The following is a 16732-nucleotide window of genomic DNA, read 5'->3' on the forward strand; positions in this document are numbered from 1 at the left end:
TTTTTTGTCGCCAAGGAGGAAGACGTATGGAATTGTTTTTATTTTTATTGACGAGCGCCCCGGTGCTTCTGTTTGTGACGGGGGTCATCGCCGCAGTTGGAAAATCAAATCTCAAGATTCCCGATTCGCTGAGCACGACGCTAAACATTTACTTACTACTCGCCATTGGGCTAAAGGGTGGCATGGGACTCGCCTCGGTATCTTTTGAGGAGATTGCGTTACCGCTGACCGTGACGCTTTTGATTGGAATTTCACTGCCGATTCTCGCGTTTTTCGTCGGAGGAATGCTCAACTTTTCATTCCATGAACGAATTGCGATGGCTGCGACGTTCGGTTCCGTTTCACTCGTGACATATGTGGCTGCATCGACGCAACTTGAGCGACTCGGGATTGGATATGAGCCGTTCATGACGACACTGGTCGTTGTCCTCGAAATCCCAGGTTTGATTGTGGCGTTACTGCTATATAATCAGACACAAGTTTTGGGCATCACGGCGACATCCAGCAAAACAAACTCATTGTCTGTGCTACGGGATAGCTTATTCTCAAAGAGTATTCTGTTGATGCTTGCAGGTCTTGTCGTAGGACTCGTGACACCAGACGCAACTCCGCTCAAGCCATTCTTTGTAGACTTGTTTCCAGGGGTGTTGCTCCTCTTTTTATTAGGGTTAGGCGTCAAAGTCGGACATCAGTTAAAGACGGTGTCGACGTACGGATTGAAGTTCGTCATCATGGGAACACTCTTCCCGTTGATTGGAGCACTTGTCGGCTTTGTCGCAGCAGGAGTCGCTGGTCTGTCCGATGGAGGGACGATTCTTCTGATGACACTTGCGGCGAGTGGGTCATACATTGCTGCTCCAGCGATGCTACAAGCCTCGGTCCCAGAAGCGAAACCATCCTTCTATTTGACCTTGTCTCTCGCAATCACCTTCCCGTTCAACTTATTAATCGGAATACCAATGTATATCGCAATCGTCACATGAAAAAGCGCCGACTTATTAGTCGGCGCTTTTTCATGTCTCATCTTAGATTATTGCGTAATCTTTTGTGTCTCCATGCATTTGAGAGCGGCAGTCCAGCTTCCGAATAGGACATTAATCGTAGACGTACTCGGCACGTTCCGTCCTTCAGCCCATTTTCGGTAATGGAGGATACTGAAGTGGGATAATTCTTTTTTCGCAAGACGCAACGCTTCAATGACATCCTCTTCATCCCATTTTCTTTTTGGTGGAGCGATGTCCAACACAAAAAGTGCATAGCTCCAAGAACCGTACTTCCGGGCAATTGTGGCGACTGTCGGATAGCCACGTTCTTGTGCCCACACTGCATAGTGTTGTGACGTTAAGCGTTCGAGCTCTTCAGACGCTTCAATCAAGGCTTGAATGATTCGTTCTTCACTATTTTTAGCGGCCGTCGTTTGAAGTTTGGCCTCTCGAAGTGCATTCGACCATGAACCAAAACGACTACTGATAAGTGTGAGGGAAGGAGAACGCGTCACTTTTGACCATTCTCGGTACGTTTGACTCGTGAATAGAGTGAGTTCTTCTGCAGCTTTGTTTAATGCGAGTAGAATATCTTCGTCTGAATAATAATGGAACGAGAGCTTAATTTGTGCGGCAACGAGGGCTTCACGCCACGATCCGAATTGGTGAATGACAGTAGAAAGGGAAGGAACATTTTTGTCATGTGACCAAACACTGTATTGTTTGGAATCGAGTTCTGAGTATTCTTGGGCAGCGAGTTGCAAAGCTTGTACGATTTGAGGTCGTGTCCATTTTTTCATCTTGGTGTCTCTCCTTTTGTAGGGACGCTAGCAGGCGTCTTAGAAGGTCTCTTGGTGTGAATGAACATGTATGTTGTCAGAACGGTCGTACAGAAGTGAATAGCGATGCGTTGCAGGTACCTCCTTTTCAATCAAAACACAGTTGTCAACAACACCCAATTTTATTTGGTTTATTCTTTCCATTCCCGTTAGGTGGGAAATTATTCATTATGTGAATGAAATAGTGAGAATAACTTTGTAAACTTATTTGTTACAGCGATTTCATTAATAACAAAAAGCTCGAATTATCCTTAAATTTGTTACAACGACTCGGGTAGTTTACTATCATCAACGTATTCTTCGCACAGTCCATGACCCAACAAGATCAAACAACTTAGACATTTGGAGGTGCAGTAAACGATGGCTACACTCGTTAGCGTATATCGGAGAAATCGTAGAAACTTACTATTTTTCTGTGTCGACATTGCAATCGTTTCAATCGTGTTATACATGACGTTTGATATTTTGTTCTCGAGAGTGATGCCTTATACGGCAACGAATTACGATTTGATGCTGATGGTATTCATCAAGATGATCAGTTTTATGTTCGTCGGAATGCTTTTGAAAATTCACCGAATCGATTGGCGTTACGCATCCATTCATGAAATGAAACAAGTGACGATTGCGTTGATTAGCAGTGACTTGATTTTATTCGCTTACAATCAAATTCAATTTGGGCGCGGACTTGGAGTAATGATTGCCGTTCAAGGCTTGCTTGCGTTTAACTTCATTCTGTTTACTCGTGTACTAGCACGAAACCATGTTCTGCATACGTTTAAACTACATGCTTCTCCCCAAGGTCGAAAAACACTCATCATCGGAGCCGGGAATTCAGGTCAACTCATCGTGCGTGAATTGAAGGAGTATCGAACAACAGTACTTCACGTAGTGGGCATACTCGATGACGATTCGATGCTTGAGTCGTTATACGTTCATGGTGTTCCGATTCTTGGAACGACGGATGAATTAGAACGAATCATCGAAGATCAAGGAATTGAAGTTGTGATTCTCTCGATTCCTAGCTTGTCGTACACAAGACGAATCGAGTTGTTAAAACGAATTGAGAAGACAGGCGTTGAATCCCACGCTTTACCGATGATATCGGAACTTGCGACTGGAAATGTTTCAATCAACGAAATCCGCGAAGTGAAGATTGAAGACTTGTTGGGACGTGAGCCCGTCCAACTCGATATTTCTGGTATCTCGAAACATGTAGAAGGCGCAACCGTTCTAGTGACTGGAGCTGGGGGGTCAATCGGCTCAGAACTTTGCCGTCAATTGATCAAGTTCAAACCAGCCGAGATGATTCTTCTCGGACATGGTGAAAACAGTATTTATTTAATCGAAAAAGAACTGAGCGGTCTTGGACTTGAGACGAAGCTTCATCCGGTCATCGGTGACGTGCAGGACATAGAGCGTCTCGAGTATGTTTTTCAGACGTATCGTCCTGAAATTGTGTACCATGCAGCGGCTCATAAACACGTCCCATTAATGCAAGACAATCCGTTAGAAGCCGTCAAAAACAACGTGTATGGAACGAAAAATATGGTTGATGTTGCCTCCAAATATCGAGTTGATCGATTCGTGATGGTTTCAACTGACAAGGCGGTGAATCCGACGAACGTCATGGGGTCGACAAAGCGGATCGCAGAAATGATTGTTCAAGAAAAATCACGATCGAGCGAGACGATCTTCGCGGTCGTTCGGTTTGGTAACGTACTCGGTAGTCGTGGGTCCGTCGTCCCACTTTTTAAAGAGCAAATTGTACGAGGCGGTCCTGTCACCGTAACCGACCCAGAGATGACACGTTACTTTATGACGATTCCTGAGGCGAGTCGACTCGTTATTCAAGCGAGTGTGTTGTCACGAGGCGGTGAAATTTTCGTGCTTGATATGGGCAATCCGGTAAAAATCATCGACTTGGCCAAGAAAATGATTGAACTCAGTGGATTTACCACCGATCAAATTCCGATTGAAGTGACGGGCATCCGTCCAGGCGAAAAATTATACGAAGAGTTACTGGCTACCAATGAACTGGACCCAGAGGCAAATATTTTCCCTAAAATCTTTGTCGGTTGCACGCGTCCATTCACATCAGCGACTCCTATTTTGCGGTTAGTCGAACACTTTAGAGACAATAGTGCAGCACTGACTGATGCCTTACTTTTTGTTGCTAACAGCGATGATATTGATGGAGATTTGCAACGAATCTTTGCAAGTGGATTCGAATTCATCCCAGCCCAGCAAGTGCGGATCCGCGTCGCCGATGGAAATTAAAGGGGGGAGTGCAATGAGTAATCGTGTCATGGTGGTCGGTGTGTCAACGTTTAAAGGATTTCATATTGCTCGACGTCTATTAAAAGAAGGTTACGAAGTAATCGGGATCGATGACGAAGGACAAGCGAAACATCAACTCTCAAAGCAACGACTCTACGTATTGTCTCACCCGATGTTTCATCTCATTCGAACAGATACCTCACACAGGCCGAATATGCGTCAAGTCATGACGATGTATGAGCCAAATCATGTCATCTTATGTGGAGGACCTTCAAGTGTTTATACAGGGAGGGAGATGGAGCGCTTTGAACAGGTGAAGCAATTGATCAGAAGTCAAAAAAATAGGGTGTCCGCCCCATCGTTCATCACTTTCGACCTTCCAATCGAAGATACACGACATTCCTCGTCGGCACTGCACCTCGTGACAGAAGATGTTTACGGCCCTTGGGACGATTCGACTACGTTGTTCTCAAAAGCAGTGCTCGCTATTGATCAAGGTCATCGTATGGTTGGTTACTATGCAACGGATATCGTGAAAGCTTCTTATATCGATGATGTGGTTGAAACAGTCGTTCGAGTTCTACGGCTCATTCAATCAGATTTGACACTCGTTGGGCAGTTTCGAATTAACGCTTCCGACTACGTCCATGTTCAAACGTTATTAACTGAAGTCGGATATTTGATGCATCATCCGGTAAACCTGACGCTTCCGGTTCGTGATCAAGTGTTTCATGAAGTAGATTTGCCTACGCTAGAAGCTATGACTGGTTTTAACCCTCAGACATCCTTATATGAAGGGTTGAAGGAATTGATTGAATGGTACGACACCTATCAAACGATGATGAAGGAGGACATGAGCACATGAATATTCTATTATCAAAGCCGCACATGTCCGGTCGAGAAATGATCTATGTAGAGGAGGCGTTCTCGAGTAATTGGATTGCCCCACTCGGTCCGAACGTCAACGCATTTGAAGACGAACTTGGAAAGTACACCGATCATGCGCATATGTTGGCAACTAGCTCCGGTACGGCGGCGCTCCATCTTGCCTTGATGACGCTCGGGATAGAGAAGAACGATCTCGTCTTTTGTCAGACACTCACTTTTGTCGCTTCGGTCAATCCAATCCTTTACGTCGGAGCAACACCGGTCTTCATTGACTCAGAAGATGAGACGTGGAACATGTCTCCGGAGGCTTTGCGGAAAGCACTCGTTCAAGCTGCTACGAAAGGGCGATTACCTAAAGCAGTCATCGTTGTTCATCTATATGGGGTGGTCGCGAAAATCGGTGAGATTCGTCAAATTTGCAAGGAATTTGAGGTCCCGTTGATTGAAGATGCCGCAGAGTCACTCGGTTCGACGTGGCAAGGTCTAATGACCGGTACGATTGGAGACATCGGTTTTTATTCATTCAATGGTAATAAAATCATCACAACATCAGGCGGAGGGATGCTACTGCTCGGCTCTGACAGTCAACGTCAACATGCGTTAAAACTCGCAACACAAGCAAGGGAGAATGAGTTGCACTATGAGCATGAGGAAGTAGGTTATAACTACCGTTTAAGTAATGTCTCGGCAGGTATCGGTCGTGGACAGTTAGAGGTCATCGAACAGCGGGTACGTGCGCGACGCAATGTCTTTAAACGATATGAACGCATGTTTTCAGAAATGGATGTCACGTACCAACAAGAGGTTCCGTATTCGCGTGCGAATCGTTGGCTGACTGCGATGCAACTTGGTCGAGACGTCGTCAGCCGTGATCAATTGATTCAACACTTAACAGGGGCTGGTATTGAATCACGACCTGTGTGGAAACCAATGCATTTACAGCCGCTCTACCGAGATGCTGAATATGTCACAGTCGATGGAGAAGATGTCAGCCGTCGATTATTTGAAAACGGGATTTGTTTACCGTCGAGCTCCAATATGACGATTGGAGAACAGCAAAAAGTGATTCAAACCGTGCTTGATACACGTTCTTTCATAAAAGAAAAAAGCGTGTAAGGAGGAACATATATGACGAAGGAAGCAGAGATCATTCAAGCGCTTCAAACTGCTGCATCTCTGACTCCCTCCCTCACGGTGACACAATATCAACGATGGAGCCAAAATCGAGACGCCCCCACGTTTCTAGACATTTTGAAAGTATACGGGACGTGGACAAGTGCCTTGAAAGCGTCAGGGTTGTTAGAACCAAGGCGTTATGAATCTCATGATTTTATACAAGCGCTTCGGCTCGCATCGATACAAGGAGGAAAGTTAACGAGCAGTCAATATCAACAATGGGCAGCTGGTCGGAACGTCCCTTCATTAGGTGATATTATTACCCACTTTGGGTCATGGAGTCTTGCTGTAAAAGCGGTCGAACATTTAGAAGAAGAACATTTCACGGTACAACCCGCGAAAGAGAAAGCGGAGATGGTGCAAGCGTTGTATGAGGCCTATCGGGTGTTAACCCCGTTCAATGCGATTACTTATCAAAAATGGGCGAAACAATTTCATAAACCGAGTGTGGCAAAAGTGTCAAGGCGTTTTGGCTCATGGAAGCGGGCTCTATATGAACTTGGGATTCAAGAAGTGACGGATCGAAAGCGATAAGTGTGGAGGGATGTGGAGATGACTAGACCCATTGTGCTCATGATTAGTGATCATCATACGTCAATTTTTGTATATCATGCTATCCGTAATTTGGGAGTAACACATGTCATTCAAGAAGATGAGCCAACCGAACATCGACCGCAGTCTCTCAAGGAATGGCTTATCCATCAATACATTCGGTGGGCGACACCGTTTATGCGTTGGACGAGTCAAAAGCGTATTCAAGAAGTGAGAAAACGGTATCCGCTAAATGATCTATCGATTCCACCCCACCATATCATTCATGTGTCATCATTGAACGATGATAAGACGATGATGTGGCTTGAAAAACTTGCCCCAGAGTTAATTGTTGTCCATGAAACAGGGCCGATTGAGCCGAGTCGATTGAATCAATTGCCGTGTCCGATTCTCACGATACGTCCATCAATGGCGGAAGGACAGCTACAAGCGTATTGGGCGATTCAACATCAGCCTTCGTTCTGTGAGACGACGCTTGAACAATGGACCACACAAGGATGGCGGGTTCTCGAGCGAGTGGTCATCTATAAAGGTGGGACCGACAATTTTGCCACATATCCTTACCTACAATTGACAACGGTCTTACCGATGTTACGTCGACACATCGAAACGATGGATAGTATGAAAACAGACCACCGACAAATCAAAGTCCAAGCCTGAGGCTTGGACTTAACTGTTGACGATACAATAATATTGGATGGCTTCGTTGTAATAGGCAGCAAGACCTGGCTCGAAGCGGTCATAAAATTCGGTGAATCGTTCATCCGCCACATACATCTGTCCGAGTCCACTGAACATGTCGAGCGAACAATCGTAAAAGTGTGTGTCGATGAACAAATGATTGTCTCTGACAATCGATTGAACCCGTTCATCCTCGATTGCGACTTGTGAGCGGAACAGGTCGACGAGTGGCGCAATCAAATCGAGGTGCATCTGATTCATGCGCTCCCAGTCCGTTTTCGAGCGCTTCGCCGCCCGTTCTTGTGTGGTTTTGTAAGCTGAACTGTCCCCCCACCGCTCCTTTACCTCATCTTGATGCTTTGCCTCATGTGCTTGAATCTCTTCATAAGACAATCCGTTGAACAATGATTTGTCTTCCATCGGGATCCCTCCTTTTAGTGAGGTGAGGGTCGCTTCAGCGGTCTCCGCCAACTTCGCAAAATAAGCCGCTTTCTGTCGTAACGCCTCGATATGCTCACTCAACACCTCGACTCGGTCGAACGTCGTCGAATCAAGCAATTGTCTGATTTGATCGAGGGGGACATCGAGTGTTCGGTAGAATAAGATAAGTTGCAACCGTTCTGCGTCGCTCGACATGTAACGCCGGTAACCGTTATCATCGCGAGCGGGAACGAGAAGACCAATCGCGTCATAGTGTCGAAGCGTTCGTGTCGTCGTCCCTGCGAGTGCCGCGAGTTGTTGGATGGTGTACATCCCTTCACCTCCTTAGCTTCAGCGTAAACGTTGACGTCACGTCAAGGTCAAGCCCGTTTTTCAAATAACGAAAATCCGTTCCGTTCCCCGATGTAACGGAAACCGAACTGAGGATAGTACCCATTCAAGAAGGTGTTGTCGGCAACACAGTCTAACCGAATCGTTGATGGTGAATGGGAGAGCGCATATTCCATTAATTTCTCTCCAATCCGCTCACCCTTTAAACTTGAGTCCGTGACGAGTCGATGCAAGTAAACGGCATCGTCCGGTTTTTCCCATAGGTTATGGTCCCAATCGGTCGGTGGGATGAGACTGACCGAACCGACCACTTGCGCGTCACGTTCATATACAAACACGGACCCTTTCGTTAAATCGTGTCGTACATAATCCGAGCGGCTCGGCTCTAAATACTTGACCCATTGTGACTTCCCGGCGACTTGAAACTCTTTCGCTTTCTTCAGAATTAAGTGATCGATTGCTGAAAAATCCCGAAGTGTAGCAGGTCGAAACATGATAAAACACCTCGCTTTCATTTCTTTACAAAATCGTGTAGGGTACACGTTAAGTATGCTGATGAAACATCTTTGTATCATTGAATGTTTTTTGGTAAGATAAATTTATTGCAACGTGCAAACGATTGCGCTAATGATATAAAGTTCACAGCACGGATAAGATGATTATATATGAAGAGCAGTGAGTTTTGGGATAAGGAGTATCTAGATCACATGCAACTTTTACAACGAGAACAACAAACACAAACAAAGACGCTTAAACGCAACTGGTGGAAAGAAGCCGTCGCCTATCAGATTTATCCGCGCAGTTTTTACGACGCGAACGGAGACGGAATCGGAGACATCCAAGGAATCATTGATAAGCTCGACTATTTGAAAGACCTCGGCATTGACGTCATCTGGATTTGTCCGATGTATAAGTCACCAAACGATGACAACGGCTATGACATTAGTGACTACCAAGACATCATGGACGAATTCGGCACGATGGAAGACTTTGACCGCTTGTTGGACGAAGTGCATCAGCGCGATATGAAACTGTTGCTCGACCTCGTCGTCAATCATACGTCCGATGAGCACCCGTGGTTCGTTGAATCGAAGAGCTCAAAAGACAATCCGAAGCGAGATTGGTACATTTGGCGCGATGGGAAGCTGGATGGATCGAAGCCGAACAACTGGGAATCGATTTTCGGCGGGTCGGCTTGGGAATTCGATGAGACGACGGAGCAATACTACTTGCATGTCTTCTCGAAGAAACAGCCGGACCTCAACTGGGAAAACGCTGAGATGCGTACAGCCGTGTACGATATGATCAACTGGTGGCTCGAAAAAGGAATCGACGGGTTCCGTGTCGATGCGATCAGCCACATTCGCAAGAATCCGACGTTCGCCGACTTACCGAACCCGAACGACCTCGATTTCGTGCCGTCGTTTGAGATGCATATGAACGTGGACGGGATTCACGACTATTTAGAAGAACTACGTGACGAGACGTTCAATAAACATGACATCATGACAGTCGGTGAAGCGAACGGTGTATCCCCTGACGATGCGCACCTTTGGGTCGGTGAAAAAGAAGGGAAGATGAACATGGTCTTCCAATTCGAACACATGGACCTATGGAGTGAAAATGCCGATTCGAAACTCGATGTCGTCCACTTGAAGAACGTGTTGACGAAATGGCAAAAAGGGCTTGAAGCCGACGGATGGAACGCGCTTTACGTCGAAAACCATGACCAAACACGTACCGTCTCAAAATGGGGAGATGATGAGCGTTACTGGAAAGAGAGTGCGAAATCGATTGCGATGATGTACTTCCTCATGCAAGGGACGCCGTTTATCTATCAAGGTCAAGAAATCGGGATGACGAACGTCAAATTTGATTCGATTGACCAATATGATGACATCGCGACACGCAATCGCTACTATATCGGCGTCGAACAAGGGAAGAGTCATGACGAAATGATGCGCATCACGTGGAACTCGTCACGCGACAACACGCGTACACCGATGCAGTGGAGTGATGCTCCGAATGCCGGGTTCACGTTCGCGGAGAAGCCATGGTTCGGGATCAATCCGAACTATACAGCCATCAACGTCGAATCGCAGCTTGAAGACGAGGACTCGATCTTCAACTTCTATAAAGAGATGATTCAACTTCGCAAAGGTGATGAGACGTTTGTATACGGTTCGTATGACGTCGTCTTACCGGATCATTCGGAAGTGTATGCTTATACGCGTACGCTCGGGGAGACGCAATACCTCGTCGTCACGAACTTGACGGCGAAAGAGACGATGTTTGACATGGATCAAACACTTCGTGCGAAAGATGTCGTCTTGAGCAATATGCCGATTGAAGGCGATGTTGAATCAACACTCCTTCATTTGAAACCATTCGAAGGCCGTGTGTATAAAGTACGCTAACCTTTTCACTTTTCATAGGGAGACCGCGGGCACATCATTGCCTGCGGTCTTTTTCTGGAGTTGTCTTTCAAGCGTATCGAGACACATATCAATCTTGACAATGAAGCATCCGTCCGTTTCACAGAGCGTGTCGGAATGTCGTACGAGTGCACAAGAGAAGGATTCATCTATGAAAACGATGAGTGGATGAATCACTTTGTCTACGTGAAGACGAAGCAATGTCAATAGAACGATATGTGGAAGATGTGGTACGATGAGTTGACGGAAAGGGGGATGAGCATGGCGATTGAACCACTTCGCGTGCGTGTCCAGCAAACAACACGGATGAGTGATATTCCAGAAGCGATTGAGTTAACGATGGATGGATTATACTATCCATTGAAGACTGGATTTATTCTCATGTTTGACCAGCAACAAGAGGACGGACCAGTCCCGACGACAATCAAGTACACACCAGAACGGTTGGCGCTCATCTGCAAAGGACCGATCGAGATGAACCATTCCTTCATCGAAGGTCGCTTCACGCAAAGCTTATATAAGAATGCCTATATGTCGATGACGATGGCCACGACGACATCGCGACTCGATGTGTCTGAAGAGTCATGTACGTTCGTATATGAATTATCCATGAATGAAGAAAACGTGGGTATATACGAAGTACATGTCACATGGACGTTTGAAGGAGGAGAGAGCGTATGAACTTCACAGAACGCGTAAATAAGATTGAAGAGATGTTGAACGAAGACTGGTTCGAGATGCTCGAAACGAATGAAGAAGAGTATGAAGAGTGGCGCGGTCGCCTTGAAGACCATGCTGAGCAAGTCATCATGCATTATGACCAAGAAAACGGAGTCGATGTCGATTCAATCGATAAATTGCTTCAACTGAACGATGAGTTCCCGCTCCTATACGGGGAAGACACCGTTCGCCTGTACATCGCACTTATTGAGGCGCGGTCAGAAGACAAAGCGGTCTACGATCGGTACGTCGATTATTTGGCAGCCATCAGTGATGCATCGCATGAACAGTTTTTACATTTCCATACGCTCGTCGAAGCAGGTCGGTTGGAAGAAGCGAGACAACTCGCGCCACATATGCCACAACGGCTCGGACTCGAAGAGTGAGTCTACGAAAAGTGTCATCTGAACAAGATGGCGCTTTTTTTCATGCCTAAAAGGGGGACAATATCCAATCAGAACGTCCATTTTATTTCGAGTGAGCATTCTCTAAGATAAAGGAACAAGGAAATCAAATAGAGAACGTGAATGGAAATGGATAAAGGGGGAATTGTGATGTTAAGACTAATCAAAACATCTGTCGAACAAAAAGAACAGATTCTCGCATTTTTACAGGAATGGTATGAGCGCGATGAACGAATCGTCCCGACCTCAGTCGACCGTGAGACGATGGACTTCGAGGCATACGTCAACACGTTACGCCAGAAAGAGTTGCGTGAACATATTGAGGAAGGCTGGGTCCCGAGTACGACGTATTGGCTCACGGATGGGGAAGAACTTCTCGGCGCGGCGAACATTCGTCACGAGTTGAACGAGTCGCTTTTGAAGATTGGTGGCCATGTCGGGTACGGGGTGAAACCGAGCGCGCGTGGGCGTGGACTCGCCACACGTCAACTGCAACTTGCGCTTGAAAAAGTGAAAGAGCTCGGCATCGAGCGTGCACTCATCACGTGCAACCGAACGAATATTGCTTCACGTCAAGTCATTTTAAACAATGGTGGCGTTGCGGATACACCATACACGGAAGAAGATGGGACGATTGTCGAGCGGTTTTGGATTGACTTGAAAGGGTGAAGACGAGATGGCGAACTGGATCATCATCTATTTGACGTTGATTAATTTCTTCGGCATCTATTTGTTCCGGGAAGAGACCGTTCCTTCTAAGAAATGGTTCTCATTCTCGAGTGGGGTCGCCATCACGTACTTCTTCATGTATCTCTTGCCGTCGCTGAACAAACGCCAAGACACGCTTCGCGTCGATTGGTTGAATCTAGCTTTACCATCAGAGATTTATATCGTCAGTCTAATCGGCTTCACACTGTTCTATGGCACCATGCGGTTCGTTCGGACCCCTCACTTTCAAGATGAGGCGGTCGATCGGGCCGTTTCGTATTGGCTACAGGTGACACTACTCACGACATATATGACCTTCTCAGCGTATGTCGTGACGGCCGACTCTGTGACGTTCGTTGCGAGAAGCTTCTATGCGACGGCTCTCGGGGTCCACTTCTTGGCGCTCGGTCATGACTTGAACCGCCATTACGGGGAACGCTATATGCGACAAGGACGCTACTTGTTGAGCGGTGGGATTTTACTCGGAGGTTTCGTTTCACGATGGATTGACTTGGCCGCGCACGTCGAAGCGCTCTGTTTTGCGTTTGTGGCCGGGGCGATGATTCTCAACATCGTGAAATTTGAACTCCCTTCCGACCGGAATTTACACTTTCGCACGTTCGTTTTGGCCGTGTTCAGTTATGGCGGCTTACTCCTTATTTTGAAACATCTTCTAAACTTCTGATGAGAACTTCGCAAAAATGAATGACTGTTCATTCATCATTTGATATACTGAATTCAAGATTGAATCCGTTTTCATAAGGGGGAGTTTTGGGGATGTCTACATTTTTAATCGTCAACTGGATTCTATTCTTGCTCGTCTTCGGCTATGGTGTGTATTTATTTGCTACGCTGGTTCACCAGCGCTATACGTTCATCAAGCTCGGGAAGAAGGCAGAATGGAACCAAACGAACAAAGAACGACTCGAACAGGTCATGATCAACGTGTTCGGTCAAAAGAAATTGTTAAAAGATAAGAAGAGTGGCGCAATTCACGTCATGATGTTTTATGGCTTCATCCTCGTCCAATTTGGGGCGGTTGATTTTATTTGGAAAGGACTAGCGGTCGGAACACGTTTCCCACACATCCCGCTCGGTCCGCTCTATCCAATCTTTACGTTCATGCAAGAAATCGTCATGCTCATGATTCTCGTCGCGGTCGTTTGGGGGTTCTACCGTCGTTACGTCGAGAAGCTTGTACGCTTGAAACGGAATTTTTTAGCGGGTCTCGCCCTCATCTTCATTGGCGGGCTGATGGTTTCCGTCTTGTTCGGGAACGGGTTTTACCTCGTCTATAAAGAAGAGCTTCCGATGTGGGGCGAACCGGTCGCGACACTGATCGGTTCAGCGTTTGCTTGGGTACCAGGATCAGTCGCATTCGCGTTGTTCGTCGTCTTTTGGTGGATGCACCTGTTGTTCTTACTCAGCTTCATGGTCTACATCCCGCAAGGCAAACACGCTCACTTGATTGCCGGGACGCTCAACGTCTGGCTCGGTCGTACCCATAAAGTCGGACGCTTAGCGCCCGTTGATTTTTCGGCGATGGAAGAAGCAGAAGAGTCAGATGAAGAGATTGTGTTCGGGGTTAATAAAATCGAAGACTTTAACCAAAAACAACTCGTCGACTTGTACGCTTGCGTCGAGTGTGGACGCTGTACGAATGTGTGTCCGGCAACAGGAACTGGGAAGATGTTGTCGCCGATGGACTTGATTGTCAAACTTCGCGACCATATGAATATGAAAGGTGCAGCGGTCACGAGAAAATCACCTTGGGCACCGGCACTCATGTTCCAAAACACGCAAGGTGCTGAAATCGCAGCAGCGGCGCAAGACGGACATATGCTCGTCGCAGACGAATTGATTGGGAACGTCATCACGGAAGAAGAAATCTGGGCGTGTACGACATGCCGGAACTGTGAAGACCAATGTCCGGTCATGAACGAGCACGTCGATAAAATCATCGACCTTCGTCGCTACCTCGTCATGATGGAAGGAAAGATGGATCCGGAGGCACAGCGCACGGTCGCAAACATCGAGCGTCAAGGAAACCCATGGGGAATGAACCGAAAAGAACGCGAGAACTGGCGCAAGGATACAGAGCTCGTCATCCCGACGGCGAAAGAGAAGAAAAAAGCAGGTGAAGAATTCGAATACCTCTTCTGGGTCGGCGCGATGGGTTCTTACGATAGCCGTAGCCAAAAAGTCGCGCAAAGCTTTGCGAGCGTCTTGAACAAGGCCGGCGTCTCATTCGCGATTCTCGGAAATGAAGAGAAAAACTCAGGGGATACACCACGTCGAATCGGGAATGAGTTACTCTTCCAAGAACTCGCTGAAGCGAACATTAAACTGTTTGAGAAGTATGGGGTGACGAAAATCGTCACGGTCGACCCACACGCCTACAACACATTCAAAAATGAGTATCCAGACTTCGGTTTGACTGATGTGAAAGTGTATCACCATACCGAGTTGCTCGCCGAGTTGCTCGATACGGGTCGCATCCAACCGGATCTTCAAGTGAATGAGCGTGTCGTCTATCACGATTCTTGCTATCTCGGTCGTTACAACGGCATTTATGACGCACCGCGATTCGTCCTCGAACGCATACCGGGTGTCGAACTCGTCGAAGCGACGCGTAACCGTGAAAACGGTATGTGCTGTGGAGCGGGTGGTGGTCTCATGTGGCAAGAAGAAAAAGTCGGGACACGTGTCAACGTGGCTCGCACGGAACAGTTGCTTGAGACGAAACCGACCGTCATCGGTTCGGCGTGTCCGTACTGCTTGACGATGTTGTCAGATGGAACGAAAGCGAAGGAAGTCGATGAGACGGTCAGCACGTTCGACGTCGTCGAATTGCTCGATCGTTCGCTGAAAGCCATCGAGATCCCAGAACCGATTGTCCAATAATACAGGAAGGCACGGTCCGCGGACCGTGCCTTATTTGTTTACTGTATTTCGGAAGTAGATAAAAGAGAGGAGGTCAAGTGGGATAACCCTTGTGTCGTCTCGTTGATGGACGAAATGGTTTCGACCATCTGTCCGAGGTCTTGTTTGTTTCGTTCGAAAGAAAGGACGTATTGTCCCATCTCTTCTTGGACGGTCGAAAACCCAACTTTGACGGCGTTTAGTTGACGCATCGCTTCATCGTTCGTCCGATGCATGTGACCCATTTGATCGAGGAGAGCCGCGATGTTCGTCTCATTCTCATGAATGAGCGCATTGATTTGACTGCTCAGCTGTTTCGCATTCTCCGCGAGTGTGCGTACTTCGGTGGCGACGACGGCGAACCCTTTGCCGTGTTCACCTGCACGGGCCGCTTCAATCGAAGCGTTCAAGGCGAGTAAGTTGGTTTGATTGGCAATTTGTTCGATGCTTCGCGTCATGCTGACGATATCTTGAGAACCGTCCTTTAAAGCTGTTATTCGATCGAGTGAGGTATCGACATAGGTAGCCGACTGTTTGAATTCAGCTTCCATCTGTTCGATTTGTTCTCCATTTGTATGAGTCAACGTCATCAAGTGGCGACTCATCTTTTCTGTTTGTTCCGTCTCTGCCAAGACTTGATGAGCGCGATTGCTTGTATCGGACATAGCTTGCCCTGTATGCTCCATTGTCGTCGCCACTTCTGTACTGACGCGTGACACGTCACTTAATAGAGCGGCACGGGATTGGTTCGCAGACTCAAGCTCATCGAGACGGGCGTTCACATATTGTTCGGTAACGATTTGAGCGTCCAAGTTCATCGCGTGTGACAGAGCCAAAAGGGATTCGGTCAGAATGGCCGGATCGTGTTGATACGTTTCGACCACTTTCGGGATGAGCAAGGTGTTAAACGCCGAGTATGTTGCCAAGAACCAGACGACGGGGACTGAAAAATGGTGATGGGTTTGTCCCATTCGCTTCCGCATTGCTAAAAATTTATCATCGATGTTCCCGGTTAACAGACTACGGAAATAAGCAGCAAATACATTTTTTAAACGTTCTCGTGTCGACGAGCCATTCGCAATTTGAACCATCTCTGGTTGAAGCATTAAGTGGTCGAGTACATTTTCGAGTACCTCGTCTAGGACGGACTCGACTAGTGGAGCCATGTCTTGTAGCCGTTTCACTTGAGATGATGTATATCCCATATAGTGTGCGCGCCCGTTTAAGCTCGAGTCGGCTGGTTTAGCGATTGTGTGAATCTCAGGAAATCCTTCGGAAGCGACGAAATCTTTTGAAGTTGTCTTACGAAAAAATGCCATATTTTTATTCTCCTTCTATTTCATATCTAAAGTGGCGTTCTCTTCTATATCGGCAGA

Annotated in this window: 16 protein-coding genes; 12 read left to right on the forward strand and 4 right to left on the reverse strand. The window is 47.0% G+C overall.

Annotated elements, in window-relative coordinates:
- Positions 1-26: 26 nt before the first annotated feature.
- Positions 27-983: a sodium-dependent bicarbonate transport family permease gene (locus KNO96_RS06960; RefSeq protein ID WP_214703143.1), complete on the forward strand. Its 957-nt coding sequence runs from the start codon at positions 27-29 to the stop codon at positions 981-983.
- Positions 984-1030: 47 nt separating this feature from the next.
- Here the strand turns inward: KNO96_RS06960 and KNO96_RS06965 are convergent, their stop codons facing one another.
- Positions 1031-1783 (reverse strand): homing endonuclease associated repeat-containing protein, encoded by a 753-nt coding sequence (locus KNO96_RS06965; RefSeq protein WP_214700229.1) that lies wholly within the window; start codon positions 1781-1783, stop codon positions 1031-1033.
- A gap of 399 nt (positions 1784-2182) precedes the next feature.
- Between KNO96_RS06965 and KNO96_RS06970 the strand changes: the two genes are divergently transcribed.
- The 5 genes from KNO96_RS06970 to KNO96_RS06990 are packed head-to-tail and all read left to right on the forward strand — an operon-like array spanning position 2183 to position 7375.
- Positions 2183-4099 carry a polysaccharide biosynthesis protein gene (locus KNO96_RS06970; protein ID WP_026825041.1) on the forward strand — a complete coding sequence of 639 codons (1917 nt, stop codon included), beginning with the start codon at positions 2183-2185 and terminating at the stop codon, positions 4097-4099.
- Between the two features lie 13 nt (positions 4100-4112).
- A complete protein-coding gene (locus tag KNO96_RS06975; RefSeq protein ID WP_214700225.1) occupies positions 4113-4964 on the forward strand; it encodes an NAD-dependent epimerase/dehydratase family protein in 852 nt (283 codons plus the stop codon).
- A complete protein-coding gene (locus KNO96_RS06980) occupies positions 4961-6103 on the forward strand; it encodes an aminotransferase class I/II-fold pyridoxal phosphate-dependent enzyme (protein ID WP_214703144.1) in 1143 nt (380 codons plus the stop codon). The genes KNO96_RS06975 and KNO96_RS06980 overlap by 4 nt, the downstream gene beginning before the upstream one ends.
- A 12-nt stretch (positions 6104-6115) precedes the next feature.
- Positions 6116-6697: a hypothetical protein gene (locus KNO96_RS06985; protein ID WP_026825044.1), complete on the forward strand. Its 582-nt coding sequence runs from the start codon at positions 6116-6118 to the stop codon at positions 6695-6697.
- Positions 6698-6715: 18 nt separating this feature from the next.
- A complete protein-coding gene (locus KNO96_RS06990) occupies positions 6716-7375 on the forward strand; it encodes a hypothetical protein (protein WP_214703145.1) in 660 nt (219 codons plus the stop codon).
- Positions 7376-7384: 9 nt separating this feature from the next.
- Here KNO96_RS06990 and KNO96_RS06995 read toward each other — a convergent pair whose 3' ends face one another.
- Positions 7385-8149: a MerR family transcriptional regulator gene (locus KNO96_RS06995; RefSeq protein ID WP_026825046.1), complete on the reverse strand. Its 765-nt coding sequence runs from the start codon at positions 8147-8149 to the stop codon at positions 7385-7387.
- 47 nt (positions 8150-8196) lie between these two features.
- Complete coding sequence (locus KNO96_RS07000) at positions 8197-8661, reverse strand: GNAT family N-acetyltransferase (protein WP_214703146.1); 465 nt, start codon at positions 8659-8661, stop codon at positions 8197-8199.
- 213 nt (positions 8662-8874) lie between these two features.
- On the opposite strand from KNO96_RS07000, the gene KNO96_RS07005 reads away from it, so the two are divergent.
- The 6 genes from KNO96_RS07005 (at position 8875) to KNO96_RS07030 (ending at position 15338) form a co-directional block, all read left to right on the forward strand.
- Positions 8875-10584 (forward strand): glycoside hydrolase family 13 protein, encoded by a 1710-nt coding sequence (locus KNO96_RS07005; RefSeq protein WP_214703147.1) that lies wholly within the window; start codon positions 8875-8877, stop codon positions 10582-10584.
- A gap of 279 nt (positions 10585-10863) precedes the next feature.
- Positions 10864-11283, forward strand: coding sequence for a YwiB family protein (locus KNO96_RS07010; protein ID WP_214703148.1), 420 nt, complete (start codon positions 10864-10866; stop codon positions 11281-11283).
- Complete coding sequence (locus tag KNO96_RS07015) at positions 11280-11708, forward strand: hypothetical protein (protein ID WP_214685432.1); 429 nt, start codon at positions 11280-11282, stop codon at positions 11706-11708. The genes KNO96_RS07010 and KNO96_RS07015 overlap by 4 nt, the downstream gene beginning before the upstream one ends.
- Before the next feature lie 168 nt (positions 11709-11876).
- Positions 11877-12395 (forward strand): GNAT family N-acetyltransferase, encoded by a 519-nt coding sequence (locus KNO96_RS07020; RefSeq protein ID WP_214703149.1) that lies wholly within the window; start codon positions 11877-11879, stop codon positions 12393-12395.
- Between the two features lie 7 nt (positions 12396-12402).
- Positions 12403-13119 carry a hypothetical protein gene (locus KNO96_RS07025; protein WP_214703150.1) on the forward strand — a complete coding sequence of 239 codons (717 nt, stop codon included), beginning with the start codon at positions 12403-12405 and terminating at the stop codon, positions 13117-13119.
- Between the two features lie 92 nt (positions 13120-13211).
- On the forward strand, positions 13212-15338 hold the full coding sequence (locus tag KNO96_RS07030) for a (Fe-S)-binding protein (protein ID WP_214703151.1): 2127 nt from the start codon (positions 13212-13214) through the stop codon (positions 15336-15338).
- A 38-nt stretch (positions 15339-15376) separates the two neighbouring features.
- Here KNO96_RS07030 and KNO96_RS07035 read toward each other — a convergent pair whose 3' ends face one another.
- Complete coding sequence (locus tag KNO96_RS07035; protein ID WP_214703152.1) at positions 15377-16675, reverse strand: globin-coupled sensor protein; 1299 nt, start codon at positions 16673-16675, stop codon at positions 15377-15379.
- Positions 16676-16732: the final 57 nt, after the last annotated feature.

It is taken from the genome of Exiguobacterium sp. s89, assembly GCF_018617735.1.
GTDB lineage: Bacteria > Bacillota > Bacilli > Exiguobacteriales > Exiguobacteriaceae > Exiguobacterium > Exiguobacterium marinum.

Coding starts and splice junctions, on each gene's coding strand:
- KNO96_RS06960 (WP_214703143.1), top strand. CDS start 27: ATGGAATTGTTTTTATTTTTATTGACGAGCGCCCCGGTGCTTCTGTTT.
- KNO96_RS06965 (WP_214700229.1), bottom strand. CDS start 1,783: ATGAAAAAATGGACACGACCTCAAATCGTACAAGCTTTGCAACTCGCT.
- KNO96_RS06970 (WP_026825041.1), top strand. CDS start 2,183: ATGGCTACACTCGTTAGCGTATATCGGAGAAATCGTAGAAACTTACTA.
- KNO96_RS06975 (WP_214700225.1), top strand. CDS start 4,113: ATGAGTAATCGTGTCATGGTGGTCGGTGTGTCAACGTTTAAAGGATTT.
- KNO96_RS06980 (WP_214703144.1), top strand. CDS start 4,961: ATGAATATTCTATTATCAAAGCCGCACATGTCCGGTCGAGAAATGATC.
- KNO96_RS06985 (WP_026825044.1), top strand. CDS start 6,116: ATGACGAAGGAAGCAGAGATCATTCAAGCGCTTCAAACTGCTGCATCT.
- KNO96_RS06990 (WP_214703145.1), top strand. CDS start 6,716: ATGACTAGACCCATTGTGCTCATGATTAGTGATCATCATACGTCAATT.
- KNO96_RS06995 (WP_026825046.1), bottom strand. CDS start 8,149: ATGTACACCATCCAACAACTCGCGGCACTCGCAGGGACGACGACACGA.
- KNO96_RS07000 (WP_214703146.1), bottom strand. CDS start 8,661: ATGTTTCGACCTGCTACACTTCGGGATTTTTCAGCAATCGATCACTTA.
- KNO96_RS07005 (WP_214703147.1), top strand. CDS start 8,875: ATGCAACTTTTACAACGAGAACAACAAACACAAACAAAGACGCTTAAA.
- KNO96_RS07010 (WP_214703148.1), top strand. CDS start 10,864: ATGGCGATTGAACCACTTCGCGTGCGTGTCCAGCAAACAACACGGATG.
- KNO96_RS07015 (WP_214685432.1), top strand. CDS start 11,280: ATGAACTTCACAGAACGCGTAAATAAGATTGAAGAGATGTTGAACGAA.
- KNO96_RS07020 (WP_214703149.1), top strand. CDS start 11,877: ATGTTAAGACTAATCAAAACATCTGTCGAACAAAAAGAACAGATTCTC.
- KNO96_RS07025 (WP_214703150.1), top strand. CDS start 12,403: ATGGCGAACTGGATCATCATCTATTTGACGTTGATTAATTTCTTCGGC.
- KNO96_RS07030 (WP_214703151.1), top strand. CDS start 13,212: ATGTCTACATTTTTAATCGTCAACTGGATTCTATTCTTGCTCGTCTTC.
- KNO96_RS07035 (WP_214703152.1), bottom strand. CDS start 16,675: ATGGCATTTTTTCGTAAGACAACTTCAAAAGATTTCGTCGCTTCCGAA.